This is a genomic window from Selenomonas sp. oral taxon 920 (genome assembly GCF_001717585.1).
GTDB lineage: Bacteria > Bacillota > Negativicutes > Selenomonadales > Selenomonadaceae > Centipeda.
Map to the genome: position 1 here is coordinate 2126767 of NZ_CP017042.1, position 25968 is coordinate 2152734.

Sequence of the window (25968 nt, forward strand, 5' to 3'; positions counted from 1 at the left end):
ACCTCAATTCGTAAAGAGATCAACCTGCCGCCCCGCCGCACGGCGCACATCGAACACGCCGAGGAGTTCGGCGACCGCCTGTGTCGGCGAGATGCCGCCTGTGAGGATCGCCTCCTTCACCTCGGGCATGCGCCCGCGCACAACGGCATCGTCGAAGAACAGGTTGTGCAGATGCTCGTCGATCATGCTGTTCATCCAGTCGAGCAGCTGCCCGTCACGCCGCTTCTTCCACACGCCGCTCTCCGTGGTCTTCTCGCGGAAGATGCGGATGATCTCCCAGAGCTCGGCAAGTCCTGTTTTCTCGATCGCGGAGGCAAGGTAGGCGTGCGTCTCCCAGCCCGGCGTTGCGGGGCGGATAAACTCGATCATGCGCTCGTACTGCCCGCGCGCAACCTTTGCCTTCAGCAAATTGTCGCCGTCCGCCTTGTTGATGACGATCGCATCCGCAAGCTCCATGATGCCCTTCTTGATGCCCTGCAGCTCATCGCCCGCACCCGTCAGCACGACGAGCAGAAAGAAGTCGACCATCGAGCGCACGGTCGTCTCGGACTGTCCGACACCGACCGTCTCGATGATGATGACATCGTAGCCCGCCGCCTCGCAGAGCAGCATCGTCTCGCGGCTCTTGCGGGCGACGCCGCCAAGAGTGCCGCCTGCGGGCGACGGGCGGATGAATGCCTCTGGGCGCCGTGAGAGCGTGCCCATGCGCGTCTTGTCGCCGAGGATCGAGCCCTTCGTCACGGAACTCGTCGGGTCAACGGTGAGAACGGCGACGCGATGCCCCGCATCGCAGAGCATATTGCCGAACGCCTCGATCATCGTGGACTTGCCCGCGCCGGGGACACCTGTGATGCCGATGCGCAGGGCATTGCCCGTCTTTGGCAGAAGCCTTTGCAGGACTCGCTGTGCGAGCTTAAAATGCTTGCTGCTGTTGCTCTCGATGAGGGTGATCGCGCGCGAGAGCGTCATGCGGTCACCGCGTTCCACGCCCGCCACATAATCATCCTCACTCAGAACGAGCTTGCGGCGCGGCATCCCCGTACCGTTCAGCAGTTTTGGATTGATATTGCCGACGGTCAGATCCTTGATGCCCTCGATGCCGCCCATCACACTTGTCGTGAACTTGCAGTCCGCATCTTCGGGTACCCAGTCAGGCCGTTCTGTGGTATATTTTTCGCTCATAATTCCTCCTTTCGTATGGCAAAACGCCGCCCTCTTGTTTGAGGGCGGCGCCATTGTATACCTTAACCTGCGGCTTCTTCCTTCGCGCGTGCGATGAGAAGGGTCAGGAGCTTGATGCCCGCCTCGGGGATGTTCGTGCCCGGTGCGAAGATCGCGACCGCGCCGTGCTCGTAGAGGTTGTCATAGTCCTGTACGGGGATAACGCCGCCAATACAGACCATGATGTCGTCACGTCCGAGCTTCTTCAGCTCATCGACAAGCTGCGGCAGGAGCGTGTTGTGCCCCGCTGCGAGCGAGCTGAACCCGACCATGTGCACGTCGTTGTCGACCGCATCCTGCGCCGTCTCGGCAGGGGTCTGGAAGAGAGGGCCCACGTCGACGTCCCAGCCCATGTCGGCGAAGGAGGACGCAATGACCTTCTGTCCGCGGTCGTGTCCGTCCTGTCCCATCTTCGCGACGAAGATACGCGGACGGCGGCCTGTGAGTTCTTCGAACTCGTCCGCCATCTCGCGGGCGCGGTCGAGCTCGGTCTTGTCCGTGAACTCGGAGGAGTAGACACCCGAGATCGTATGAATGACCGCCTGGAAGCGTCCGGATACCTTCTCCACCGCATCGGAGATCTCGCCGAGCGAAGCGCGGACGCGTGCCGCGTCGACAGCCGCTTCGAGCAGGTTGCCGTTGTCGCGCGTCTCTGCCGCCTTTGTGATGCCCTCGAGGCAGCGGCGTACATCGTCCGCATTGCGCTCTGCGCGCAGCTTTTCGAGACGCTCGACCTGTGCCTGACGCACGGCCGTGTTGTCGATCGCGAGGATCTGCAGGGGGTCTTCCTTTTCGAGGCGGTACTTGTTCACGCCGACGATGCTCTCGATGCCGGAGTCGATCTGCGCCTGACGGCGTGCTGCCGCCTCCTCGATGCGCATCTTCGGGAGCCCCGTCGAGATCGCCTTTGCCATGCCGCCGAGTGCCTCGACCTCCTGGATATGCGCCCAAGCGCGGCGGATGATCTCGTTTGTGAGAGCCTCGACGTAGTACGATCCGCCCCACGGGTCGATGATCTTGCAAACGCTCGTCTCGTCCTGGATGTAGAGCTGCGTGTTGCGCGCAATACGCGCCGAGAAGTCCGTCGGCAGTGCGATCGCCTCGTCGAGTGCGTTCGTATGGAGGGACTGCGTGTGGCCGAGTGCCGCGCCCATCGCCTCCATCGCCGTGCGGGCGATGTTGTTGAACGGATCCTGCGCCGTCAGCGACCAGCCCGATGTTTGGCTGTGCGTACGGAGTGCCATCGACTTGTCGTTCTTCGCGTCGAACGACTTGACAATCTTCGCCCAGAGGACACGTGCCGCACGCATCTTTGCGATCTCCATGAAGTAGTTCTTGCCGATTGCCCAGAAGAACGAGAGACGCTTTGCAAAGTCGTCGACGGCGAGCCCCGCCTTGATGCCCGTGCGGATGTACTCAAGGCCGTCCGCGAGCGTGTAGCCGAGCTCGATGTCTGCAGGCGCACCCGCCTCCTGCATATGGTAGCCGGAGATGGAGATGCTGTTGAACTTCGGCATGTACTTCGTCGTGTACTCGAAGATATCGCCGATGATGCGCATGGACATCTCAGGCGGGTAGATGTAGGTGTTGCGAACCATGAACTCTTTCAGAATATCGTTCTGAATCGTACCTGCCATGATCTTTTTGTCAACGCCCTGCTCCTCGCCCGAGACGATGAAGAACGCGAGGATCGGCAGAACCGCGCCGTTCATCGTCATGGAGACGGACATCTGGTCGAGCGGGATGCCCGAGAACAGGATGTTCATATCCAGCATGGAGCAGACCGAAACGCCTGCTTTGCCCACGTCACCGACGACGCGTGGGTTGTCCGCATCGTAGCCGCGGTGGGTCGGGAGGTCGAACGCGATGGAAAGGCCCTTCTGACCTGCGGCGAGGTTGCGGCGGTAGAACGCATTCGACTCCTCCGCCGTCGAGAAACCTGCGTACTGGCGCACTGTCCACGGACGGAAGACGTACATCGTGGAGTACGGGCCGCGCAGACACGGCGGAATGCCGCTCGCAAAGTCGAGGTGGGTCATACGCTCGTATACGTCGTGATCGTAGAAGGGGCTCACAGGTACACGCTCCATCGTCTTGTGCGTGAGTGCCTCAAACGTCCGCCCCGTCGTCCCCTCGAAGAGGGCGCGCCACTCCTTGGAGTCTGCGGACGGGCTTTCGCCGAGGCTCATCCCGGTGAAATCCGGGTTCGTAAAGCCTGCCATTACGCAATCATCCCTTTCTTTTTCTGAAGGCGCTCAAGCACCTCGTAGCAGTTCGCCTTGACGGAGATGTATTCATCAATGCCCGCGTTGTTGTAAGTCTCAAGGAGATCCTTCGGCGCTGCGCCCGCGAGGAATACGCGCGCATTCGGCAGAACCTCGTGGAGCTTCGGTGCAAGTGCAGGCACGATCTCGGGATAGGTCGCATCCGTGGAGCAGATGACCACCGCATCCGCGCCGCTCTTGCCCGCCGCCTCGGCGGCCTCCTCGACGGTCTTGAACCCGTCGTTGCCGAGCACCTCGAACGCGCCGACCTGCAGGAAGCCTGTGGTAAAGTCTGCACGCGCCTTGTGCTGCGGGATGGGGCCCATGTTCGCGAGGAATATCTTGACGTTGTCGTTCTTCTGTGCCTTGTAGTCCTCGGTGCGGCGGCGCAGTGCCTCAAAACGCTCGCTCCAGCGGTGCGGTGCGATCGCCGTGACCGTCTCCGCCGCGCCCTTGCCGTCCGTGACCGCCGCCATCAGCTCTGCAATCGTCGCACCTGCAAACGCCGCCTCGATGCCGTGCTCGAGTGTGCCGTCCGCCTTGAATGCCGCAAGCACCTCGTCGCGGTGCTTTGTGTCGATGTCGGAGAGATATGCCTCGATGTCTTTCGTGCGCTGTGCCTTGAGTGCCGCCGTATCCTCCGCACGCGTTTCGAGCAGGACCTCTGTCATGTTCGGGTACATATTGTTGCCGACGATGCGGTCTTTGCGGATGTCCGCCTTCTTGAAGCGGTCTGCGAGAATCTTTGCGATCTCGTCCTGCACCGAGCCGGCACGGAGTGCCGCAACGATGCCGCCCTGCTTTTCGATGCTCTGGAACTCTGCCCAGATCTTTTCCTTCATCTGGCGTGTCAGCGTCTCAACCGCCCACGAACCGCCCGCAGGATCGATCGGCTGCAGCATGCCGAACTCCTCCTGCAGCATGATCTGGATGTTGCGTGCAATGCGGCGAGAGAACTCGTCTCCCTTGCGGATGGGCTCGTCGAACGGCGCACTCTCGAACGAATCGATGCCGCCCACAACGCCCGAGAAGATCTCCGTCGTGTTGCGGAGCATGTTGACGTACGGATCGTAGATAGTCTTGAAGAAGAGCGCAGGACGTGCGTGAATCCGCATCTTCTGCGACTCGGCATTGCCGCCGAACGCCTTGACGATCTGTGCCCAGATGGGGCGCACAGCGCGCAGTTTTGCGATCTGCAGGAAGAAGTTCGCGCCCATCGAGAAGCCGAACGCAATCTGTCCTGCCGCCTCGTCAACCGTCAGCCCGCGCTCGCACAGCGCACGCAGATACGCTGCTGCCGTCGCCAGACACGCTGCGACCTCCTGCACATCGTTTGCACCGCCGCTGCTGTAGACATCGCTGCGGACAAACACCGTGCGCAGATGCGGCGCATGTGTTGTCGCCCAGCGTGCCGCTGCGGCGAGGCTGTCATAGTGTGCGTCGAGCGATGCGGGGAGCTTGCCGTCGGTCACGAGTGCGCCGATCGGGTCTGCCCCAACGATGCCCTGCACCTTCGTCATGTCGTCCCCTGCCGCACGGCGTGCCGCCGCGACGAGCGAGAGGAGCGGGAGAGCATTCGCACCCGCATAGACATAGAGCGGAAACTTCGCGAGATCAAGCCCCTCAAGGAGCGTGTGCATATCGTCGACCGTCGTCACGCTCGTGCCGATGTCGCCGACCTTCTCCGCCTGACGCGCATCCACACCCGCACGCGAAGCGGTGTCGAGCACGATATGATAGATCGTCGACCCCTTGTCGTTCTCGTGCCGCAGGAGCTCATTGTTCTCGGAGGGCAGTGTCTCGTCACATGCCTGCGCGATGCCCCACGGCTTTCCGATGTAGCCGGCGGGATCCACGCCGCGCAGGTAGTCGCCCATGCCGGGCATGATGCTCTTCGGCAGGATGTCCTCCGTGTGTTTCCGCGTATACATAGGGTCAAAGGTGATGCCCTCGTAGGTCTTCGTGAACATGACCTTCTCATAGGGAGCACCCTTGAGCAGCGCTTCACACGCTTCCTTCCACTCCGCATCCGTCGGCGGCGTAAATTCATCGAGCGAGACATCGGGGAAGTCCTCGACATCCGCAGATTTCTTCAGAAGCTTCTGAAGTTCTTCGTCACTCGACCGCTCTTTTTCTTCCGGCATAGTACGTCCTCCTTTAATTTATTGCGGGAAGGCTCTGCTAGTTCTATGAACTAACACAAAAGTAAAGCAATTCTGTGCAGGAAGGAGATGTGTTCGTGGCAATCTGTGCGATGCTCCAAAGCAAACCCTAGTGGAGCAAGCGGAAGCGAGGACACGTTCTGCCCCTGCGGATTTCTTTCGTTCAAGCGCGCAGCGCGCGTTTAAGAAGTCCGCAGGTATTTAGGCAGATAAGTGTCCGACCGCTTGCGTAACGAGGCGTTTGCGTGGAGTTCGCACAGATGGCTATTTGACATCATACACGGAATTGCATTCCTTGAAAAAAAATCGCTCTGAGCTTCCACCCTCAGAGCGCGCCCCTAATACAAAGGGGCAAAACGAGAACTGAAAAGATGAGCAATGTTTCCCCAAGGAGCGCATACTCCTTCATCCCGGGGAAATCTCTGGGCATGGGATTCTTTTCACATGCACACAGATCTCCTCAGGATCGCTCCACACGCCGCAAGAAGGGTGTTCTATGCAAAGAAAAAGCCCTTTCCGCGGTGTGCAGAACGGGCTTTTTCGGTATCGTTACTCAGTTCCCCATGTGGTCCGGTCTAAGCGCCAAACTCTCTCTCGAGGCGAACGAATCCGCAAAATCTCCATCCCCATCACTCGCAGGTCAATCGGTGATTGTTAATCAAGCAGGTCTCCTGGCTCCAGTTCATCGCTCATCCACACCTTCCCGGAGATTTCTCCCCAGTGACTGCTGACGCGAGGTCAGCGCGTGGACTCGCTCCCTGTTACAGTGGCGTGACCGCTCCGGCTTATGAAATCAATGATTCCCATACCGGATTCCCTATGAAGCATTGAGGCTTTGATGATGTCAAAACCTCTGCACTTGATCCAATACATATTTAGTTTTTATGGTACGATAGAATAGTAACACCGAAATCACTTCTTGTCAACTAAAAAAGAATCACTGCGTGAATTATCTCACAGTGATTCCCTTCATGCATTATATACCTTACTCGAGGACATAGACCTCGACGGAGCGGCGTCCGAATTGGATCGCCTCGTCATAGCTCTCCATACAGAGATCAATCGTATGTCCGACGATCGCACCGCCCGTATCCGCGGCAATCGCCTCGCCGTAGCCCGGTATGTAGAGACGCGTGCCGAGCGGAATGACGTTCGGATCGACCGCGACGACACCACGCCGTGCGGGAATGCCGCTCGCTGTGATGCCGCTGCCGCCGCCGTCGCTCGGAAGATATGCCGATGCGTGCATCGTATATGCCGCACGGTAGCGCGGAATGCCGCGGCTGACGCGCTCTTCCTCACGTTCACGTGCGCGGCGCTGTTCGGCGGCCTGCTCGTTCTCTGTCAGCCGAATCGCAAGGTTCGCCGTGATCGGCGTATCCGCAGCAGGCGTTACATCCACCTCATGCGGATTGTAGCCGTACTCTGCCATAACATCGCCGACCGTGCGCCCGCTCGTCATAACCTGCTGCGTGTCATCCCAGAACGAGATGCTCACAGGAACGGCGCGGCGCACGGAAATCTCGGTATGGCGCTCATCTGCGCTGCGGAACACCTCGTAGGTATCCTTCGCGCCGAGTTTCACGCCCAACTTCTCAAAGATATCATTGGGTCTCGTCTGTACCGTCATATCGGTGATGGTCTCGCCGTCAACGTGCACGCTCACGCGCTGCATGTTCTTCGGCAGACCGTTCATCGTGAATCCACTGGAGAAGAGCATCATCCCCGCCAAGGTGGCGCAGAACATCGTGTTCTTCTTTGTCTGAATCAGCTGGCCCAGTTTCGTCCACTGCATAGAACTCCCCCTTTACTGACGGTATTTTCCCACTTCAAGCTGAATTTTTCATGAAAAATGGGATTCAGCTTTAAATTGAGAGTGTTTTTCTCATCTGGTTCACCACTTTAGGGAAAATTGTCCCACAGAAAAGCCCTGCGTGCGGAAGCGTGCTCCACGCGCAGGGCGACAATTTACGAAAGAATAATAAATTTGTTTCAATTTCAGTTCAACAAGACAGGTATATCTGGCTTGTGTTCTGAGATTCGTCCCCAACGCGAGGGTGGGACTCGCGCCGCTGTGTCACCCCATTTTCAGCTTCGGATACAGCCGCCGCGCATTCTCCGTTGTATAGCGTGCAACCTCCTCCACGGTCTCGCCGCGCAGCTCTGCAATCTTTGCCGCGACGTGCACGACGTAGGCAGGCTCGTTGCGCTTGCCGCGCTTCGGCACGGGCGCGAGGTACGGGCTGTCCGTCTCGATGAGGAGACTCTCCTGCGGAGCTTCGCGCACGATTGCGGGCAGCTTTCCCGCATTCTTGAACGTCAGAGGACCGTCGACGCCGATATAGTAGCCGAGCTTCCACAGTTCGCGCGCTGTCTCCAGACTGCCCGAATAGCAGTGCAGTACGCCTGTGAGATCACGCCCCGCTGCCTGCAGGATGGCGAGTGTATCCCCGTGCGCCTCACGGTCGTGGATGCACACGGGCAGCCCCGCCGCACGTGCGAGATTCAGTTGGGTCACAAAGAGTTCGCGCTGCAGGGCGCGTACCTTCGGATCTTTCTCCCAGTAGTAGTCGAGTCCGATCTCGCCAATGGCGACCACCTTCGGATGCTTCGCCCACGTGAGCAGCTGCGCACGCTCCGCATCCGTCAGCACACACGCGCTCTCGGGGTGCACACCGACAGCGGCGTAGAGCGTGGGATACTGCTCCGCATCGGCGACCACCTGCGCGGATGCCGCCATCGTATCGCCCATGCTGATGATCTGCGTGACCCCCGCCGCGGCGGCACGCGCAATCATCTCTGCGCGGTCGTCATCGTAGCGTTCGTCATACAGATGCGCGTGCGTATCAATGAATGTCGTCATTTTTCGATCTCAATGCGCGGGAAAAGCTGCTGCGCCGTACCGACCGTGTGACCGTCAGGCAGTCCGCCCCACGCGGCATCGGAGAGCTGCACCGCCGCAAAGTCCGACGTGAATCCCAGCTGCTCGTGGATGCGGCGTGCAGTCACGGGCAGGAACGGGGAGATCAGGATGCTCGTGATGCGCAGCGACTCGACGAGATGATAGATCACGGAGTCGAGCTCTGCCGCCTTCGCCTCGTCCTTTGCGAGCGTCCACGGTGCGGTCTCATCGATGTACTTGTTCGTACGCGAGATCAGTGCCCACGCCGTCTTAATCGCGGCAGAGAGCTCCATGCGCTCCATCTGCGCCGTATAGTCCGCGACCGTCGCTGCAGCCATTTCCTCAAGCACCGCATCGAAGTCCGTGCGCCCTGCGCCCTTTGTGATAACGCCCTTCCGATACTTCTTCGCCATCGAAAGGGTTCTGTGCAGCAGATTGCCGAGATCGTTCGCCAGATCCGAGTTGATGCGCCCGATGAGTGTGTCGCGCGAGATGTTGCCGTCCTGCCCGAGCGTGATCTCGCGCAGCAGGAAGTAGCGCACGGCATCCGCGCCGAACTCCTCAATGAGCGCGATCGGATCGACCACGTTGCCGACGGATTTCGACATCTTTGCCCCGTCCACGATGAGCCAACCGTGCCCATAGACCTTTTTCGGCAGGTCAATGCCGAGTGCCATCAGCATACAGCCCCAGATGATCGTGTGGAAGCGCACAATCTCCTTGCCGACGAGATGCACGTCCGCCGGCCAGTAGTGGTTGAATTTTTCCTTGTCGTGCATATAGCCGATCGGCGTGAGGTAGTTCGTGAGCGCATCGAACCAGACGTAGACGACGTGCTTCGGGTCAAACGGCACGGGGATACCCCAGTCGAACGAGGTGCGAGAGACGCACAGATCCTCCAGCCCCTGCTCGATGAACGCAATCATCTCGTTGTGGCGCGAGACGGGCTGGATGAAATCGGGATGTTCGTTGATGTAGGCAAGCAGACGGTCAGCATATTTGCTCATGCGGAAGAAGTACGCCTCCTCCGCGACCTCCTGCACGGGGCGGTGGCAGTCGGGGCAGCAGCCGTTCTCGTCGAGCTGCAGCTTCGTCCAGTAGCTCTCGCACGGCGTACAGTAGAGCCCTTTGTACTCTCCCTTGTAGATGTCGCCCTGATCGTAGATTTTTTGGAAAATATGCTGTACGAGTTCGTGGTGACGCTCCTCCGACGTGCGGATAAAGTCGTCATAGGAGATGCCGAGCAGCCGCCACAGCTCCTGAAAGCCCGCAACAATGCGGTCGACGTACTGAAGGGGCGTTACGCCCTCCTTCTCCGCCGCCTGTTGGATCTTCTGCCCGTGCTCGTCCGAGCCGGTCAGAAAGAACACATCGTAGCCCGCAAGCCGCTTGAACCGCGCAATCGTGTCCGCAACCGTCGTGCAGTAAGCGTGTCCGATGTGCAGCTTCGCGCTCGGATAGTAAATCGGTGTAGTGATGTAAAAGGGAGTCTTTTCACTCATAAATCATGCCTCGTTTCGATTTGATGTACTATATAGTAGCACAGACAATGCATGGTGACAACTGCGGCGGCATTCTTATCTCTTACACATTGGATAAAATGATACGATAAAATAATCAGAGGGGGGGAGACATATGAGGATACGCATTCCTGATTGGGTGGTATGCCTATTTATCGTTTATATCACAGCAATGATAATGCGCGATACATATTTAGATATATCCCCCCAAGTGAAGCAGTTTGAATCGACCATCGTGGACGCCTATCTGCAGATACCATATCCGCCGGGAACCGTCATCACGGAGCCGTTCGATATCTGGAGAAAGGAAGAGCACCGCCACCTTTCCTATCGGTGCAAGTCCCTGCTCACGCCGGTCGAGCTCACTGCGTTCTATGATGACTTTTTTCAAAAGCTTGGCGCACAGAAAACAGTCTCACATCAAACCAGAACACAGCGCCCGCCACATCCGCGAACCATTGTCTCAACGAGTTACACCTATCACACAGAGGACTGTGTTTATTATATCCGCTTTTACAAGGGCGATGTGCTCTGGACGAACATCTCCATCAGCATTCATGCCGCTGCGGACAATCGTCTCCGCTAGGGAATCGCTGATACATTTCTGTATCGGGGATGAACGTCGGTGTCCGTATGTATCGCTATGGTCAAGCGGGGACATTTTTGATCGCGTGAATGACCTTGTCTGCAACCGCTCGATACGCTGTCCAACCGCGATAACAGCAATTACAGTCACAACAGACATGGCCAATAAACCCTGCCAACTCATCAGGAGCAGGGGCATTCCGCCACGGGGGACACGCCTCCAGCCGCTTGCAGATCAAGTGAACTTCATGCTCATATTCGTCTGGCGGCGCAGATGGAAACAAATGCAGGGGGTCCCATTCGTCTATGACCTTTTTCACGGCGAGAAAGGTCTCCAACTGCGGCACGGATGCTCTTAAATACAGATTCATGTATCGCATAATTTCTCCAAGTTAAGAAGGGGATCCGAATGAGAAAACGAATCGCCAAGTGGTATCTGTGCTTTTTCTTGGTCATGATCACAGTGATCGCGCTTCGCTCCGCCTATTTCAGCCTCTCTCCGCAGGGAAAACAGCATGAGGAAACCATTGTAAACGCCTATATGGAGATCCCTTATTCGCCGGAAACCGTCATAGTGAAACCGTTCACAATATGGCGGAAGGAGGAGCACCGATCGCTCAGCTATACCTGCAAATCTCTCCTTCCCCTGCAAAAACTGCGTGCATTCTACGACGATTTCTTCCAAAAACAGGGAGCAAAGCGGACGATCTCACATGATCGAGAGATTATCCGCTCACCGCGTCGTCAGGAGATTATTGCAGTAAATTGCACCTACCGAACGGAGGACTGCGTCTATTACTTCAAGTTCTATCAGAGCGACCCCACATGGTCCGTCGTCACCATCAGCATTCGCGCGGCAACCGACACGCGCGGCAATTAACGCTCCTCCGCCAAGAGCGCCTGATACACATCCCGCCGTGAGATGCCAAGCTCCTGCGCGGTACGGCGCATAGCGTCTTTCTTGTCGAGTCCCTCGGCGATATGCGCCTCGTAGCGCTCCGTGAGGGACATCTCCTCCACATCATCCGCAGCGGCGGCAGATTCGTCCGCGCCCGCGACGATGAGAACAAACTCGCCGCGCGGCTCGTGCTCCCGATAGTGTGCGAGGAGGTTGCCGAGCGTCGTGCGGCGCAGCTCTTCGAACTTCTTCGTAAGCTCGCGCGCAGCGCACGCACGCCGCTCTGCGCCGAGTTTCGCCGCAAGAGCGGCAAGCGTCTCGCGCAGACGATGCGGCGCCTCGTAGAAGATCAGTGTCTCGGGGTAGGCGGCGATGCGCGCAAGGAGCTCGCGCCGCTTCTTCTCCTTGCGCGGGAGGAAGCCGACGAAAGTGAATCCCTCCAACGGCAGTCCCGCGCAGATGAGCGCAGAGAGTGCGGCGTTCGCGCCCGGCAGCGGCGTGACGGGGATGCCCTCCGCAATTGCACGCCGCGCGAGGTCGCCGCCGGGGTCGGCGATGCCCGGCAGCCCTGCGTCGCTGACACAGACGACGGTCTCGCCCGCCCGCATCCGCGCAATCAGCTCCGCTCCCTTTTCCTCCTTGTTGTGCTCGTGGTAGCTCGTCATGGGCGTGTGGATGTCGTAGTGCGCGAGAAGTCCGCGCGTGTGCCGCGTGTCCTCAGCGGCGATCACATCCGCCGTGCGCAGCATCTCGACGGCGCGATAGGTGATGTCGCCGAGGTTGCCGATGGGCGTCGCACAGAGATAGAGCTTTCCTGTCACTGTCATTCCTCCGCTGTATTTTCTTCTTTTGTTTATACGGCACGGACGCTGCATTGTCAAGTGAGGGTTATGAAAACACCCCACTCTTAAAATTTCGATTATATTTCTCATTTTTGACTTTTCATTTTCCCTGCATTCATATATAGTAGGGACAGAAACAAGGAATAACGAGGGGGATATCCATGGACGAAAAAGCACGTGTCCTCATTGTCGAGGACGAAGTTCGCATTGCACGTTTTCTGCAGATGGAGCTTGAGCACGAGGGCTTCGAAGCAGAGACCGAGGGCAATGGCACGCGCGCCTATGAGCGCATCATTCAGGAGAATTTCGACATCATTCTGCTCGATGTCATGCTGCCGGGGATGGACGGCATTGAAATCTGCCGCCGTGTCCGCACGGTCTCGAACGTGCCGATCATCATGCTGACGGCACGCGATGCGGTCGAGGATCGCGTGGAGGGGCTCGACATCGGCGCGGACGACTACATCACGAAGCCGTTTGCCGTGCCCGAGCTGCTCGCGCGTCTCCGCAACGCACTGCGCCGCCGCGACATCTCGACGGAGGATGCCTCCGACCGGCTCACGGTGAAGAATCTCATCATGTTCCTCTCGCGCTACGAGGTACAGGTGGACGGCGAGACCGTCGCCCTCACGAAGCGCGAATACGATCTTCTCGAATATCTCCTGCGCAACAAGCGCACCGTGCTGACGCGCGATCAGATTCTGCAGGAGGTATGGGGGTTCGACTACACAGGAGAAACGAACGTAGTCGATGTCTATATCCGCTACCTGCGCGCCAAGCTGGATGACCGCTTCAACAAGAAGTACATCTACACGGTGCGGGGTGTCGGATATGTTGTCCGCGACTAATTCGCGCCTAGCCCGTTGGATCGACCGCCACTTCTACATCCGCATCTCTACAAAGATCACTGTGATGTACGCCGCAATCCTCTTTTTCGTACTCATCTTATCAACGGCGATTCTGGGGATTGGCGCGTACATCTATTTTTATCGGCAAGCGGAGGTCGACCTCGACCGCAGCATCCGCCATGTGATGGGCAATATCGAGAGCGGCAATGCGGCAGAGGCAAAGTTCTGGTTCGATGGGCCTGTGATCCCCGGTGTCATCGTGCGCATCACGGACAATGAGGGGCGCGTTGTGCTCGATACGGATGCCCATTTCCCCTCGATTGAGACGATCGAGGCAGGACGCGTGTCAACACCGATCTGGGCAAATCCCGAGATGGAGGTCTCCGAGTTCCAGGGCGGTGCGGTCTATCATGCGCGGCGCAATGTCGAGTATGGAGGAATCCGCTATCAGATCCACTTTCTCCGTACGATTACCACAGAAAAGGACTTTTTCAACTCGCTGCAGCGTCTGCTCTTCTACACAGTCGCCATCTGCTTTCTGATCGCGCTCCTCGCGGGACACTTCATTAGCGGGCGCATCCTGAAACCCATTCGCGAGATCACGTGGACGGCACGCAGCATCGAGGTCGAACGTCTCGGGCGGCGTCTCGACGTACCACGCGCACACGATGAGCTCTCCGAACTCGCGCGCACATTCAACCGCATGCTTGACCGTCTGCAGGAGGGGTTCACGCAGCAGCAGCGCTTCGTATCGGATGCCTCACACGAGCTGCGCACGCCGCTCACGGTCATTCTCGGCTACTCGGATATGCTCACGCGTTGGGGACGCGAGGACAAGAACATCCTCGACGAGGGCATTACCGCCATCCGTACGGAGGCGGAAAATATGCAGCAGCTCATCGAGAAGCTGCTCTTCCTTGCGCGCGCCGACCAGAAGCGTCAGGCAGTCAACAAGGAAGAGGTCGATTTCGCCGAGCTCCTCGCCGACACGATGGAGAAGATGGAAACCGTTACGACCTCACACGAGGTCACGCTCGGACGAAACGATCCCGCAACCGTGAGTGCCGACCCTGTGCTGCTGCGACAGCTCCTGCGCATCTTCCTCGAGAACAGCCTGAAATACACGCCTGCGGGCGGGCACATCCACGCCTACTCCGTGCTCTCTCCGGACGGGAGGTCTGTCATCGTGACCCTCTCGGACAACGGCATCGGAATCGCCCCCGAACATCAGTCACGCATCTTCGACCGTTTCTACCGCGTGGACTCCTCGCGCACGAAGGAGACAGGCGGCTCGGGCCTCGGACTTTCCATCGCATGCTGGATCGCCGAGCGCCACGACATCAAGATTGCGCTGAAGAGCGCCGTGGACGAGGGCACAACCATCACCCTCACCATTCCGATCATACGCGAATAAAGAAAGGCGTCGTCTGTGCAGTACACAGGCGGCGCCTTTTGTGGTACAATGGTAAAAAAGAAAAAGAAAGGCGGATTGCTATGAAAATCCTCATCACGGGAGCCACAGGCCAGCTGGGTCATGACTGCGCGGAGGAATGCAGGGCACGCGGGCACGAAGTACACGGCGTCTCCTCCGAGCTCTTCCCGCTGTCTGACGAGAACGTCATGCGCGCCGTCCTCGATGCGACGGAGCCGGATGCCATCCTCCACGCGGCTGCGTACACCGCTGTGGACAAGGCAGAGGACGAACCCTCACTCTGCCGCAAGGTCAACGCAGCGGGCACGGAGATCCTCGCACGTCTCGCGGGAGAGAGAGATGCAAAGCTCCTCTACGTCAGCACAGACTACGTTTTCCCCGGTACGGGCGACGCTCCCCACGAGACAAACGAACTTACCGCCCCGCACAACGTCTACGGTGCATCAAAGCTCGCGGGCGAAGAGGCGGTGCAGCAGCATCTCGAAAAGTATTTCATCGTACGCACCTCGTGGGTCTTCGGTGCGCATGGCAAGAATTTCGTAAAGACCATGCTTGAGCTTTCCAAGACGCACAAGAGCCTCTCCATCGTCGCCGATCAGATCGGCTCGCCCACGTATACGCGCGACCTCGCGCCTCTGCTCGTGGATATGCTTGAGAGCGAGAAATACGGCATCTATCACGCGACGAATGAGGGGTTCTGCTCGTGGGCGAAGTTCGCCGCCGAGATCTTCCGTCAGGCGGGCGCGGATGTCAACGTGACCTCCGTCCCCTCGCATATGTACCCGACGAAGGCCGTGCGCCCGAAGAACTCCCGCCTCAGCAAAAAGAGCCTCGATGAGGCGGGCTTCCGCCGTCTGCCGACGTGGCAGGATGCAGTGGGACGGTTCTTGAAGGAGCTGAAAGAGTCGGCAGAATAGCCGCTGCTGCACTGTGAGGAGGCTGTGTGTTTCAAAGCAAACACTAGTGGAGTAAGTGCGTAAAGTGCACGATCCCTTGTGCAGTGAGGTGTTCGCGCGGGACAATACACCGCCATACAAGCCCTGCAAATATGTATACCCTGACAAAAGAGTGACAAATATGCCCCATTCTGCTATAATGGGGCATATTTTTCATTCCAAAAAGGAGGAATCCATTTGCTCAGCAACATCAGCCGCAAGTACCGCGAGACGGCACTCATCAAGCTCATCGCGGTCGGACTCATCATCGGTATTCTCATCGCGCTCTACGCGCCCGCCGTCATTCCCGTCGTCGCCGTGCTCGGCGATGTCTTCGTCCGTGCCCTGAAGGGTGTCGCGCCGATCCTCGTCTTCGTTCTCGTCATGAACGCGATGGCGCAGCGCACAGTCGGCGCAGGTGCGGCACTGAAGCCCATCGTGCGTCTCTACATCATCGCGACCTTCCTCGCGTCCGTCGTCGCTGTCGGGTTCTCCTTCGCCTTCCCATCGACGCTCCATCTCGTCGTCGCGGACGCAAATGTTGCGCCGCCGAGCGGCATTGTCGAGGTCGTGCACAACCTCATTCTGAACGTCGTCGACAACCCAATTCACGCAATCGCAAGCGCGAACTACATCGGCATCCTTGCATGGAGCGTCCTCGCAGGGGTCGCTCTCCAGAAAGCAAGCCCGACCACGAAAAACACGGTGCGCGACTTCGCCGTCGTCATGACGCAGATCGTACTCTGGGTCATCCGTTTCGCTCCGTTCGGCATCATGGGGCTCGTCGCGGATGCAGTTGGTACGAGCGGCGTGGATGCCCTCATCAGCTACCTCCAGCTCCTCGCCGTTCTGCTCGGCGCATTCTTCTCCGTCGCACTCATTATGAATCCGATCATCGTCTGGACACACATCCGCCGCAATCCGTTCCCGCTCGTCTTTACCACCCTGCGCGAGAGCGGAATCTACGCATTCTTTACGCGCAGCTCTGCAGCGAACATTCCCGTCAACCTCCAGCTCTGCAAGCGGCTTGGGCTCAATCCCGAGGTTTACTCCATCTCCATCCCGCTCGGTGCGACCATCAACATGAGCGGCGCGGCGATCACGATTGCAATTCTCTCGCTCGCCGCCGCACACACATTAAACATCAATGTCGATCTGCCGACCGCCCTCCTCCTCTGTCTCATCGCCACCATCGGTGCGTGCGGCGCATCGGGTGTTGCGGGCGGCTCGCTCCTCCTCATCCCCGTTGCCTGCTCCTCGTTCGGCATCAGCAACGACATTGCGATGCAGGTCGTCGGCGTCGGCTTCATCATCGGCGTGCTGCAGGACTCCTGCGAAACCGCGCTGAACAGCTCTACCGACGTTCTCTTCACCGCAACTGCGGAGTTCGCCGAGCGAGCAAAGGAAGGAACGCTCACAGCGGAGGATATGACCCCGAAAAGCTGATCCTTGACATACAAAAGCGGCTTCTGCGTCCGTGTGCAGAAGCCGCTTTTTCGTCTGTATGAGGTTCAGAAATACCGCAGCCGCCTGTTCAGCGTCACGCCGAGTGCGGCCGCCGCGACCGCCTTGATTAGATCGCCCGGGATGTACTGTACGAGTGCCATAAATGCAGCGGCAATCCCTGCGAATTTATCCCCGAAGAGGATCGTCAGCCAGAGTGTTGCAATAGCATAGGTGACAGGCACGCTCACAAGAGTCCCGACGAGAGCGTAGCGTGCAAAGGACGGCTCGCGGCCCTTCAGCATGCTCATGAGTGTATAGGCCGTGAGGAAGCCAATGAAAAAGCCGCCGCGCGGACCGAAGATGATGCCGAGTCCCCCGACGCCGCCCGCGAACACAGGCAGTCCGATCGCACCGAGCACGGTATAGCCCACGAGGACAACCGCCGTCTGTCGCGGCGTGAGCACGAGCGCGGCAAGACACATGACGAAGGTCTGCATCGTGAGCGGTGCCATGAACGGCACAGGGATCGCAATGTACGCACTCACGCAGATCAGTGCAATGCACAGTGCCATGCGCGTCGTATTGCGGACGGAAAAGAATTTATCATCGAGTGTTGTCATCATAATTGCTCCTTTTTACGCTGTGTATTTTACAGCGTAAAAGGAGATTCGTCAACTTGTTTTATAAAAACGGTTAACCAACTTCGCTCATGACAAAAAAGACGCCCCATGTTATACTATGCGCGTTTGCCATCCCCGATACGGGCACGGAGAGGGAATTGACTACAATGGACGTACTCATGTCGTTGCTCGTCTCTATCGCGGCAAGTGTAATCGCACATTACATTTGCAAATGGTTGGATGGAGGCAATGAGTAGGCAGCCAACCTAGGGAGTTAAGCCCCCCTGCAAAAAACAGGCATAGAAAAACCGGCAGTCGCACCTGCCGGTTTTTCGTGTTGACTCAGAAACGCACCATGTCGTTGTTTCTAGACAAAGTCTAACACTTCCACAATCAAATTGCAACCACTCAGTTTGTCAGCTGCTCGAGGCGCGAGAGGTCGACCTCTTCGTGCACTTCCTCGACAATCTCTTCCTCCTCGATCTCCTCAACGATCTGCGGTGCATTGTCGATGATGTCAAGGTTGCGGTAGCGGGTCATACCCGTTCCGGCAGGGATAAGCTTGCCGATGATGACATTCTCCTTGAGCCCCACGAGCGGATCGATCTTCCCCTTGATCGCAGCGTCGGTGAGGACGCGCGTGGTCTCCTGGAAGGATGCCGCCGAGAGGAAGGAATCCGTCGCGAGCGATGCCTTTGTGATGCCGAGCAGGATGGGCTTTGCCACTGCGGGCTCGCCGTCCTCCTCGATCGCCTTGGTATTCGCCGCCTCAAACGTGTTGATCTCGATGTATTCACCCGGCAGGAAATCCGTCGTGCCGGCTTCTTCGATCTTGACCTTGTGCAGCATCTGCCGCACCATGACCTCGATGTGTTTGTCGTTGATTTCAACGCCCTGCGACTTGTAGACCTTCTGCACCTCGTAGACGAGATAACGCTGAGTCGCCTGCAGGCCGCAGACGCGCAGGATGTCGTGCGGGTTCACAGAGCCCTCGGTGATCTTGTCACCGACCTTCAGCTCCATCCCGTCACGCACCGCCATGCGGGCGCCAAACGGTACGGAATACTCGCGCGGCACGCCGCCCTCGGGCGTAATCGTGACCGTGCGCATGCCCTTGCCTGTATCGTCGATGCGGGCGACACCCTCGTTCTCCGCAATGATCGCGTTGTGCTTGGGTTTGCGTGCTTCGAAGAGCTCCTCGACGCGCGGCAGACCCTGCGTGATATCATCGCCCGCAACACCGCCCGAGTGGAACGTACGCATCGTGAGCTGTGTGCCCGGCTCGCCGATCGACTGTGCGGCGATGATGCCGACTGCCTCGCCGATCTCGACCTCCGCCTGGTTGGCAAGGTCGCGCCCGTAGCACTTCATGCAGACACCGAACTGCGACTTGCAGGTCAGCACGCTGCGAATGGAAACGCGCTTGCGCACGCCCTCGATCCGCTTCGCGAGAGCCTCGTCCACAGGGTCATTGATATGGGCGATGGTCTCACCCGTCGCCTCGTCCACAATGTCCTCGGCGAGCACGCGTCCGACAATGCGGTCGGCAAGCGACTCAATGACACCCGTACCCTCGGTGATTGCCTCGACCTCGATGCCGCGCACGTTGTTGTTGCGGATGTGAAGCTCATGCAGCTCCGAGTCGATGATGGCTTCCACCATCTTGTCCGTGAGCATCGCTCCTTCGGCGGCGAGAATCGTGCCGTCGTCAAGGGCGGCATCACGCACAACCTCTTTGCCGCTGAGTTCACGGATTATCGCCGTGCGTGCCTTCTTGCGCTTTTTCGCATCCGGTTCGCCGAGCGTAATGCTCTCCGTAATCATTGCGTTGCTGACGGCACCCTCGACACTCACAGAGGAGCCGCGCACCATGATCTCTCGGATGTCGCGCTCGCCGATGGTCTCGAGCACCTCGTCGTCGAGGACGGTATCCTGCGGATAGAGCACGTCCTTCGTCTCGGGATCGTAGATCGCCGCAGCGAGGAGCCGCCCCATCAGGCTCTCCACAAGGAGTTCGAGTGCATCAAATGCAGACTCTGCGAGCCGCGCGCGCACCTGCAGGAGATTGATTGCGGAGACATCACAGTCCTCCTCGCGGACAATGACATCCTGTGCCACGTCGACAAGACGGCGCGTCAGGTAGCCCGAGTCTGCCGTACGGAGTGCCGTATCTGCAAGGCCCTTGCGCGCACCGTGGGAGGAGATGAAGTAATCGGAAACCGTAAGGCCCTCACGGAAGTTCGCCGTAATCGGCAGGTCGATGATCTTGCCGGACGGGTCTGCCATAAGTCCGCGCATGCCCGCGAGCTGGCGCATCTGCTGCTTGTTGCCGCGCGCACCGGAGTCCGCCATCATAAAGATCGGATTGAACGGATCCATGTTGTCCATCATTGCGTCCGCGACATCGTCCGTCGCCTTCGTCCACAGCTGAACAACCTTCTTATATCGCTCGTCCTCGGTGATCAGACCGCGGGCAAACTGGCGCTCAACCTTGTTGACCTGCCCCTGCGTATCCGCGATGATCTCCTTCTTCTTTGGCGGTACGATGACATCGGAGACAGCGACCGTCATGCCCGCGATGCAGGCGTAGTGGTAGCCGAGATTTTTCACATTGTCGATAACCTCGGCGGTCTTGGTCGCGCCGAAGTGATCGTAGCAGTTTGCGACGAGTCTGCCGAGCTCCTTCTTGTTCATGAGGACGCCGAGGCTCCACTCGCCCGTCTCCGCATCCTGTCGGTAATGACGGAGCTCCTCGGGCAGGATCTCGCTGAAAATCAGTCGGCCGAGGGAGCTGCGGACAAGTCCGTAGCCCGCGACCTGCACGCGGATCTCTGCCTGCAGATCGAGTACCTTCTCCTGATAGGCGAGAAGCGCTTCCGCAATGCCTGTAAAGACCTTGCCCTCGCCGACAGCACCGGGTTTGAGCTTCGTGAGGTAGTACGAACCGAGCACCATATCCTGCGAGGGGACAATGATGGGCTTGCCGTCCTTCGGCGCGAGGATGTGATTCGCCGCGAGCATGAGCACACGGGCTTCGGTCTGCGCCTCGGCAGAGAGCGGCAGATGGATCGCCATCTGGTCACCGTCAAAGTCCGCGTTGTACGCCGTACATGCGAGCGGATGCAGCTTCAGCGCGCGTCCCTCGGTCAGCACAGGCTCGAATGCCTGAATGCCGAGGCGGTGCAGCGTCGGTGCGCGGTTGAGCAGCACGGGATGTTCCTTAATGACATCCTCAAGCACGTCCCAGACCTCGGGACGCGCACGCTCCACCATGCGCTTTGCCGACTTGATGTTGTGCGCCGCGCCGTCCGCCTGCAGTTTTTTCATGACAAACGGCTTGAAGAGTTCGAGCGCCATCTCCTTCGGCAAGCCGCACTGATGCAGCTTCAGCTCAGGGCCGACGACGATAACGGAGCGTCCCGAATAGTCGACACGCTTGCCGAGCAGGTTCTGACGGAATCGTCCCTGCTTGCCCTTCAGCATATCCGAGAGGGATTTCAGCGCGCGGTTGCCGGGTCCCGTGACGGGGCGGCCGCGGCGGCCGTTGTCGATGAGCGCATCGACCGCCTCCTGCAGCATACGCTTCTCGTTGCGCACGATGATGTCGGGCGCACCGAGGTCGAGCAGACGGCGCAGGCGGTTGTTGCGGTTAATGACGCGGCGGTAGAGATCGTTGAGGTCGGAGGTCGCAAAGCGCCCGCCGTCGAGCTGCACCATCGGGCGCAGATCGGGCGGGATGACAGGAACGACATCCATAATCATCCACGCGGGGCGGTTGCCGGACTTGCGGAATGCCTCGACCACTTCGAGGCGACGGATCGCACGTACCTTCTTCTGTCCGGAGGTCGTACGCACGTCGTTTCGAAGCTGCTCGCTCATCTGCTCAAGATCGAGTTCTTCGAGCAGTTCCTTGATCGCCTCCGCCCCCATGCCGACACGGAACGTATTGCCGTACTTCTCAAGCGCATCGTGATACTCGCGCTCGGAGAGCAGTTCCTTTTTCTTGAGATCGGTCTCGCCCGGATCAATGACAATGTAGTAGGCAAAATAGAGGACTTTTTCGAGCGAACGCGGAGACACATCGAGGATGAGTCCCATACGGCTCGGAATGCCCTTGAAATACCAGATATGCGAGACGGGCGCGGCAAGCTCGATATGCCCCATGCGCTCACGGCGCACCTTCGCACGCGTCACCTCGACGCCGCAGCGGTCGCAGACAACGCCCTTGTAGCGGATGCGCTTGTACTTGCCGCAGTGGCACTCCCAGTCGCGCGTCGGTCCGAAGATCCGCTCGCAAAAGAGACCGTCGCGCTCGGGCTTGAGCGTACGGTAGTTGATGGTCTCGGGCTTCTTTACCTCGCCGTGCGACCACTCACGAATCTTGTCGGGGGAAGCGAGTCCAATCCGCATTGAGTCAAAATTGTTTACATCCAGCAACAGATGTCACTCCCTTCCTATCATCAGACGTCAAGGTCATCCTCATGCGGCGCATCCATATCATCAATGCCGTCGGCATCCATTGCGTCTGAAATATCTTCGTCTGTATCAATATGTGCGATGAGATCCTCATCGTCCGGTGTATCCTCCGCCGCCTCATCCTCATCGTAGGTGCCTGCGGGCGGCGGGGGCGGCGTTCCGCTCTCATCGACACCCTCGACATCGAGGTCGAGCGAGCGTGCCTTCTCCCCGATATCCTCATCCTCCTCATCGCGGATCGCGATTTCCTTCGCGTCCTCGTTGAGCACCTTGATATCGAGGCCGATCGCCTGCAGTTCCTTGATGAGCACCTTAAAGGACTCGGGAACGCCCGGCTCGGGAATGTTGTCCCCCTTGACGATGGACTCATACGCCTTGACGCGTCCGACCACATCGTCGGACTTCACCGTCAGGATCTCCTGCAGCGTGTATGCCGCACCGTATGCTTCGAGTGCCCAGACCTCCATCTCGCCGAAACGCTGTCCGCCGAACTGCGCCTTGCCGCCGAGCGGCTGCTGCGTGACGAGCGAATACGGGCCTGTGGAGCGCGCGTGAATCTTGTCGTCGACCAGATGGTGCAGTTTCAGCATATAGACGCAGCCGACTGTGACGCGGTTCTCAAACGGCTCGCCCGTGCGCCCGTCGTAGAGCACCGTCTTGCCGTCGTCGGGCAGCCCCGCTGCGCGGATCGTCCCAAATACATCGTCGTCGCCCGCACCGTCAAAGACGGGGGTCGCAATGTGGATGCCGGCCACGTCAGGGATGGGCATCCCATTTTTATCAAAATCATAGCCCGCCGTCCGAAGATCGCCCTCCACCGTCGGGTCGCCCTCCTTGATGCGCTGTCCGAGCACGCGGCACGCCATGCCGAGATGCGTCTCGAGCACCTGCCCGATGTTCATGCGCGACGGAACGCCGAGCGGGTTCAGCACGATATCGACAGGCGTGCCGTCCGGCAGGAACGGCATGTCCTCCTGACGCATGATGCGTGAGACGACACCCTTGTTGCCGTGACGGCCGGACATCTTGTCACCGACCGAGATCTTGCGCTTCTGCGCAATGTAGACGCGTACGAGTCGATTCACGCCCGGCGGCAGTTCATCGTTGTTCTCACGGGTAAAGATCTTCACATCGATGATCTTGCCCGCCTCGCCGTGCGGCACACGCAGCGAGGTATCGCGCACCTCGCGGGCCTTCTCACCGAAGATCGCCCGCAGGAGCCGCTCCTCCGCCGTCAGCTCCGTCTCGCCCTTCGGCGTAACCTTGCCGACAAGGATGTCGCCGGGGCGCACATCCGCGCCGATGGACACGATGCCCTCCTCGTCGAGGTCTTTCAGCGCATCCTCCGCGACATTCGGAATATCGCGCGTAATCTCCTCGGGGCCGAGCTTCGTGTCGCGCGCGTCACACTCGTATTCCTCAATGTGGATCGAGGTGTAGAGGTCGCGCTTGACGAGGTTCTCGCTCAGGAGAATCGCGTCCTCGTAGTTGTAGCCCTCCCACGGCATATAGGCAACAATGATGTTGTAGCCGAGAGCAAGCTCGCCGTTGTCCGTCGACGGACCGTCCGCGATGGGCTGCCCCTCCGCCACGCGGTCACCCACGTAGACGAGCGGCTTCTGATTGATGCACGTCGCCTGGTTCGAGCGGACAAATTTCTGCAATTTATAGTTGTCAAATGCTCCCTCATCCGTACGGACGGTGATCGCATCTGCCGAGACTTCCGTAACCTCACCGCTGTGCTTGGCGAGCACCATGACGCCCGAATCGCACGCGGCCTTGTACTCCATGCCCGTGCCGACCAGAGGCGCCTGCGTCTTGAGCAGAGGAACCGCCTGACGCTGCATGTTCGCGCCCATAAGTGCGCGGTTCGCATCGTCGTTCTCGAGGAACGGGATCATCGCCGTCGCGATCGAAAACACCTGACGCGGCGACACGTCCATGTAGTCCACGCGATCGCGCGGATGCAGCCCCGTCTCCTCGTGAAAACGGGCCGTAACGCGCTCATTGACAAAGAACTCATGCTCATCGAGCGGCTCGTTCGCCTGTGCGATGATGAGCTCGTCCTCCTCGTCCGCCGTCAGGTAGCGCACATCCTCCGTCACGCGGCGGTTCTCCTTGTCCACGCGGCGGTACGGGGTCTCCATAAAGCCGAACTGGTTCACGCGCGCATAGTTTGCGAGCGAGCCGATGAGTCCGATGTTCGGACCTTCCGGCGACTCGACCGGACACATACGTCCATAGTGCGAGTTGTGCACGTCGCGCACCTCGAAGCCCGCGCGCTCGCGCGAGAGGCCGCCGGGGCCGAGCGCCGAGAGGCGGCGCTTATGTGTGAGCTCCGAGAGCGGATTGTGCTGATCCATGAACTGCGAGAGCTGTGAAGAGCCGAAGAACTCCTTCACCGCAGCCACCACAGGACGAATGTTGATGAGCCCCTGCGGTGTGATGCTCTCCGTCTCCTGGATCGACATGCGCTCACGCACGACGCGCTCCATCCGTGAAAGGCCGATGCGGAACTGGTTCTGCAGCAGCTCTCCGACCGCACGCACGCGGCGGTTGCCGAGGTGATCGATATCATCCGTATTGCCGAAGCCGTCCATGAGGCCGAGCAGATAGCTGATCGCCGCCATGACATCCTCGCGTGTCACCGTACGGAACTGATAATCCCGTGTCGGTGCACAGAGCATGCGGTGAATCTCACCGTTACCCTTCTGCACGTCAAAGGCGACGAGTTCCCCCTCGCCGAAGAGTGCCGTCTCACGCTCTGCGCTTACGGCATCCACCATCTCCTGCGTAATCGGCTCGCCCTGCGGGAAGACGATCTCGCCCGTTTCCTTATCAACGACAGGACTTGCAAGCACCTTGCCGAGCAGACGGCGGCGCCAGCCGAGTTTCTTTGTCAGTTTGTAGCGGCCGACCGTCGCCAGATCGTAGCGGCGCGGGTCGAAGAAGAGCACTTCGAGCAGCTGCCGCGCATTGTCCTCGTTCGCGGGCTCGCCCGGGCGCAGACGGCGGTAGATCTCAATGACCGCCTTGCCGCGCGTCTTGACCTCGTCCGTATCGCGTTCAATCGTCGCACGCATGCGCGGATCGTCGCCGAAAAGAGCCCGAATTTCATCATCCGTCTCGTAGCCAAGTGCACGGATGAGGTAGGTCACGGGCATCTTGCGCGTGCGGTCGATACGCACGGACACAATGTCGTTCGCATCCGTCTCGAGCTCAATCCATGCACCGCGGTTCGGAATCATCGTCGCGTTGTAGAGCTCCTTGCCCGTCGTGTCGATCTCGACCCCATAGTAGGTGCCGGGCGAGCGAACGAGCTGGCTGACAATGACACGCTCCGCACCGTTTATAATGAAGGTTCCCGTGTCCGTCATGAGCGGGAAATCCCCCATGAAGACCTCCTGCTCCTTGATCTCGCCCGTCTCGCGGTTCACAAGACGCACGTTCACGCGCAGAGGTGCGGCATACGTGACATCGCGCTCCTTGCACTCGTCGAGATCGTACTTCGGCTCGCCGAGCGCAAACGATTCAAAGGAAAGGATGAGATTTCCCGAAAAATCCTGAATAGGCGAGATATCGCGGAAGATCTCCGCGAGCCCCACCTCCAAAAACCACTGGTAACTCGTGCGCTGAATGTCGAGGAGATGCGGCATCTCCATAACTTCCTTAATGCGCGCGTAGCTGTAGCGGGTTCGACGGCCGACCGACACAGGATTGAACATGAACGCTGTCACCCTTTCGCTGGATTATCGTATGAAGTTTGTGCATCGGAATAAAAAGACACAAAAAGAACAAGGCAACCATCCGAATACCT

The 25968-nt window shown here is 59.0% G+C and carries 16 protein-coding genes and 1 riboswitch; of the genes, 6 read left to right on the forward strand and 10 right to left on the reverse strand.

The genetic code is table 11. From position 1 onward, the window contains the following. Positions 1 to 3 precede the first annotated feature (3 nt). The 6 genes from meaB to metG form a co-directional block, all read right to left on the reverse strand. Positions 4 to 1182 carry a methylmalonyl Co-A mutase-associated GTPase MeaB gene (gene meaB, locus BCS37_RS10180; RefSeq protein WP_069181324.1) on the reverse strand — a complete coding sequence of 393 codons (1179 nt, stop codon included), beginning with the start codon at positions 1180 to 1182 and terminating at the stop codon, positions 4 to 6. A gap of 62 nt (positions 1183 to 1244) precedes the next feature. After that, positions 1245 to 3443, reverse strand: coding sequence for a methylmalonyl-CoA mutase (scpA, locus tag BCS37_RS10185; RefSeq protein WP_069181325.1), 2199 nt, complete (start codon positions 3441 to 3443; stop codon positions 1245 to 1247). Beyond that, the gene (locus BCS37_RS10190) at positions 3443 to 5629 is read right to left on the reverse strand and encodes a methylmalonyl-CoA mutase family protein (protein ID WP_069181326.1); all 2187 of its coding nucleotides are present in this window, start codon (positions 5627 to 5629) and stop codon (positions 3443 to 3445) included. Before BCS37_RS10190 ends, scpA begins: the two co-directional genes overlap by 1 nt. A gap of 662 nt (positions 5630 to 6291) precedes the next feature. Then, a riboswitch (cobalamin riboswitch) is annotated at positions 6292 to 6525 on the reverse strand. A gap of 107 nt (positions 6526 to 6632) precedes the next feature. Further along, positions 6633 to 7442 (reverse strand): 3D domain-containing protein, encoded by an 810-nt coding sequence (locus tag BCS37_RS10195; protein ID WP_069181327.1) that lies wholly within the window; start codon positions 7440 to 7442, stop codon positions 6633 to 6635. Positions 7443 to 7724: 282 nt separating this feature from the next. Next, positions 7725 to 8510 (reverse strand): TatD family hydrolase, encoded by a 786-nt coding sequence (locus BCS37_RS10200; protein WP_069181328.1) that lies wholly within the window; start codon positions 8508 to 8510, stop codon positions 7725 to 7727. Further along, entirely contained in the window at positions 8507 to 10051 is a 1545-nt protein-coding gene (gene metG, locus BCS37_RS10205) for a methionine--tRNA ligase (RefSeq protein ID WP_069181329.1), read from the reverse strand. Before metG ends, BCS37_RS10200 begins: the two co-directional genes overlap by 4 nt. A gap of 229 nt (positions 10052 to 10280) precedes the next feature. Between metG and BCS37_RS10210 the strand changes: the two genes are divergently transcribed. Both BCS37_RS10210 and BCS37_RS10220 read left to right on the forward strand, forming a co-directional pair. After that, positions 10281 to 10655: a hypothetical protein gene (locus tag BCS37_RS10210; protein ID WP_069181330.1), complete on the forward strand. Its 375-nt coding sequence runs from the start codon at positions 10281 to 10283 to the stop codon at positions 10653 to 10655. Between the two features lie 408 nt (positions 10656 to 11063). After that, positions 11064 to 11534 carry a hypothetical protein gene (locus BCS37_RS10220; protein WP_069181331.1) on the forward strand — a complete coding sequence of 157 codons (471 nt, stop codon included), beginning with the start codon at positions 11064 to 11066 and terminating at the stop codon, positions 11532 to 11534. Here the strand turns inward: BCS37_RS10220 and rsmI are convergent. After that, complete coding sequence (gene rsmI, locus BCS37_RS10225; RefSeq protein ID WP_069181332.1) at positions 11531 to 12379, reverse strand: 16S rRNA (cytidine(1402)-2'-O)-methyltransferase; 849 nt, start codon at positions 12377 to 12379, stop codon at positions 11531 to 11533. The two genes, BCS37_RS10220 and rsmI, sit on opposite strands and share 4 nt — an antisense overlap. A 176-nt stretch (positions 12380 to 12555) precedes the next feature. Here rsmI and BCS37_RS10230 point away from each other — a divergent pair, with 176 nt between their 5' ends. The 4 genes from BCS37_RS10230 to sstT all read left to right on the forward strand — a co-directional run bounded on the left by BCS37_RS10230 (position 12556) and on the right by sstT (position 17055). After that, positions 12556 to 13242, forward strand: coding sequence for a response regulator transcription factor (locus BCS37_RS10230; protein WP_069181333.1), 687 nt, complete (start codon positions 12556 to 12558; stop codon positions 13240 to 13242). Then, a complete protein-coding gene (locus BCS37_RS10235) occupies positions 13226 to 14656 on the forward strand; it encodes a sensor histidine kinase (protein WP_069181334.1) in 1431 nt (476 codons plus the stop codon). The genes BCS37_RS10230 and BCS37_RS10235 overlap by 17 nt, the downstream gene beginning before the upstream one ends. A gap of 80 nt (positions 14657 to 14736) precedes the next feature. Then, the gene (gene rfbD / locus BCS37_RS10240; protein WP_069181335.1) at positions 14737 to 15591 is read left to right on the forward strand and encodes a dTDP-4-dehydrorhamnose reductase; all 855 of its coding nucleotides are present in this window, start codon (positions 14737 to 14739) and stop codon (positions 15589 to 15591) included. A gap of 216 nt (positions 15592 to 15807) precedes the next feature. Then, positions 15808 to 17055, forward strand: coding sequence for a serine/threonine transporter SstT (gene sstT, locus BCS37_RS10245; protein WP_069181336.1), 1248 nt, complete (start codon positions 15808 to 15810; stop codon positions 17053 to 17055). Positions 17056 to 17120: 65 nt separating this feature from the next. Here sstT and BCS37_RS10250 read toward each other — a convergent pair whose 3' ends face one another. The 3 genes from BCS37_RS10250 to rpoB form a co-directional block, all read right to left on the reverse strand. Further along, positions 17121 to 17675: a biotin transporter BioY gene (locus BCS37_RS10250; protein WP_069181337.1), complete on the reverse strand. Its 555-nt coding sequence runs from the start codon at positions 17673 to 17675 to the stop codon at positions 17121 to 17123. Between the two features lie 408 nt (positions 17676 to 18083). Further along, positions 18084 to 22085: a DNA-directed RNA polymerase subunit beta' gene (rpoC, locus tag BCS37_RS10255; RefSeq protein WP_173862619.1), complete on the reverse strand. Its 4002-nt coding sequence runs from the start codon at positions 22083 to 22085 to the stop codon at positions 18084 to 18086. Between the two features lie 50 nt (positions 22086 to 22135). Continuing rightward, on the reverse strand, positions 22136 to 25876 hold the full coding sequence (gene rpoB, locus BCS37_RS10260) for a DNA-directed RNA polymerase subunit beta (protein ID WP_069181339.1): 3741 nt from the start codon (positions 25874 to 25876) through the stop codon (positions 22136 to 22138). Between the last annotated feature and the right edge of the window lie 92 nt (positions 25877 to 25968).

Coding starts and splice junctions, on each gene's coding strand:
- BCS37_RS10230 (WP_069181333.1), top strand. CDS start 12,556: ATGGACGAAAAAGCACGTGTCCTCATTGTCGAGGACGAAGTTCGCATT.
- scpA (WP_069181325.1), bottom strand. CDS start 3,443: ATGGCAGGCTTTACGAACCCGGATTTCACCGGGATGAGCCTCGGCGAA.
- BCS37_RS10250 (WP_069181337.1), bottom strand. CDS start 17,675: ATGACAACACTCGATGATAAATTCTTTTCCGTCCGCAATACGACGCGC.
- rpoB (WP_069181339.1), bottom strand. CDS start 25,876: ATGTTCAATCCTGTGTCGGTCGGCCGTCGAACCCGCTACAGCTACGCG.
- meaB (WP_069181324.1), bottom strand. CDS start 1,182: ATGAGCGAAAAATATACCACAGAACGGCCTGACTGGGTACCCGAAGAT.
- BCS37_RS10235 (WP_069181334.1), top strand. CDS start 13,226: ATGTTGTCCGCGACTAATTCGCGCCTAGCCCGTTGGATCGACCGCCAC.
- rpoC (WP_173862619.1), bottom strand. CDS start 22,085: ATGCGGATTGGACTCGCTTCCCCCGACAAGATTCGTGAGTGGTCGCAC.
- BCS37_RS10220 (WP_069181331.1), top strand. CDS start 11,064: ATGAGAAAACGAATCGCCAAGTGGTATCTGTGCTTTTTCTTGGTCATG.
- BCS37_RS10195 (WP_069181327.1), bottom strand. CDS start 7,442: ATGCAGTGGACGAAACTGGGCCAGCTGATTCAGACAAAGAAGAACACG.
- BCS37_RS10200 (WP_069181328.1), bottom strand. CDS start 8,510: ATGACGACATTCATTGATACGCACGCGCATCTGTATGACGAACGCTAC.
- rfbD (WP_069181335.1), top strand. CDS start 14,737: ATGAAAATCCTCATCACGGGAGCCACAGGCCAGCTGGGTCATGACTGC.
- BCS37_RS10190 (WP_069181326.1), bottom strand. CDS start 5,629: ATGCCGGAAGAAAAAGAGCGGTCGAGTGACGAAGAACTTCAGAAGCTT.
- rsmI (WP_069181332.1), bottom strand. CDS start 12,379: ATGACAGTGACAGGAAAGCTCTATCTCTGTGCGACGCCCATCGGCAAC.
- metG (WP_069181329.1), bottom strand. CDS start 10,051: ATGAGTGAAAAGACTCCCTTTTACATCACTACACCGATTTACTATCCG.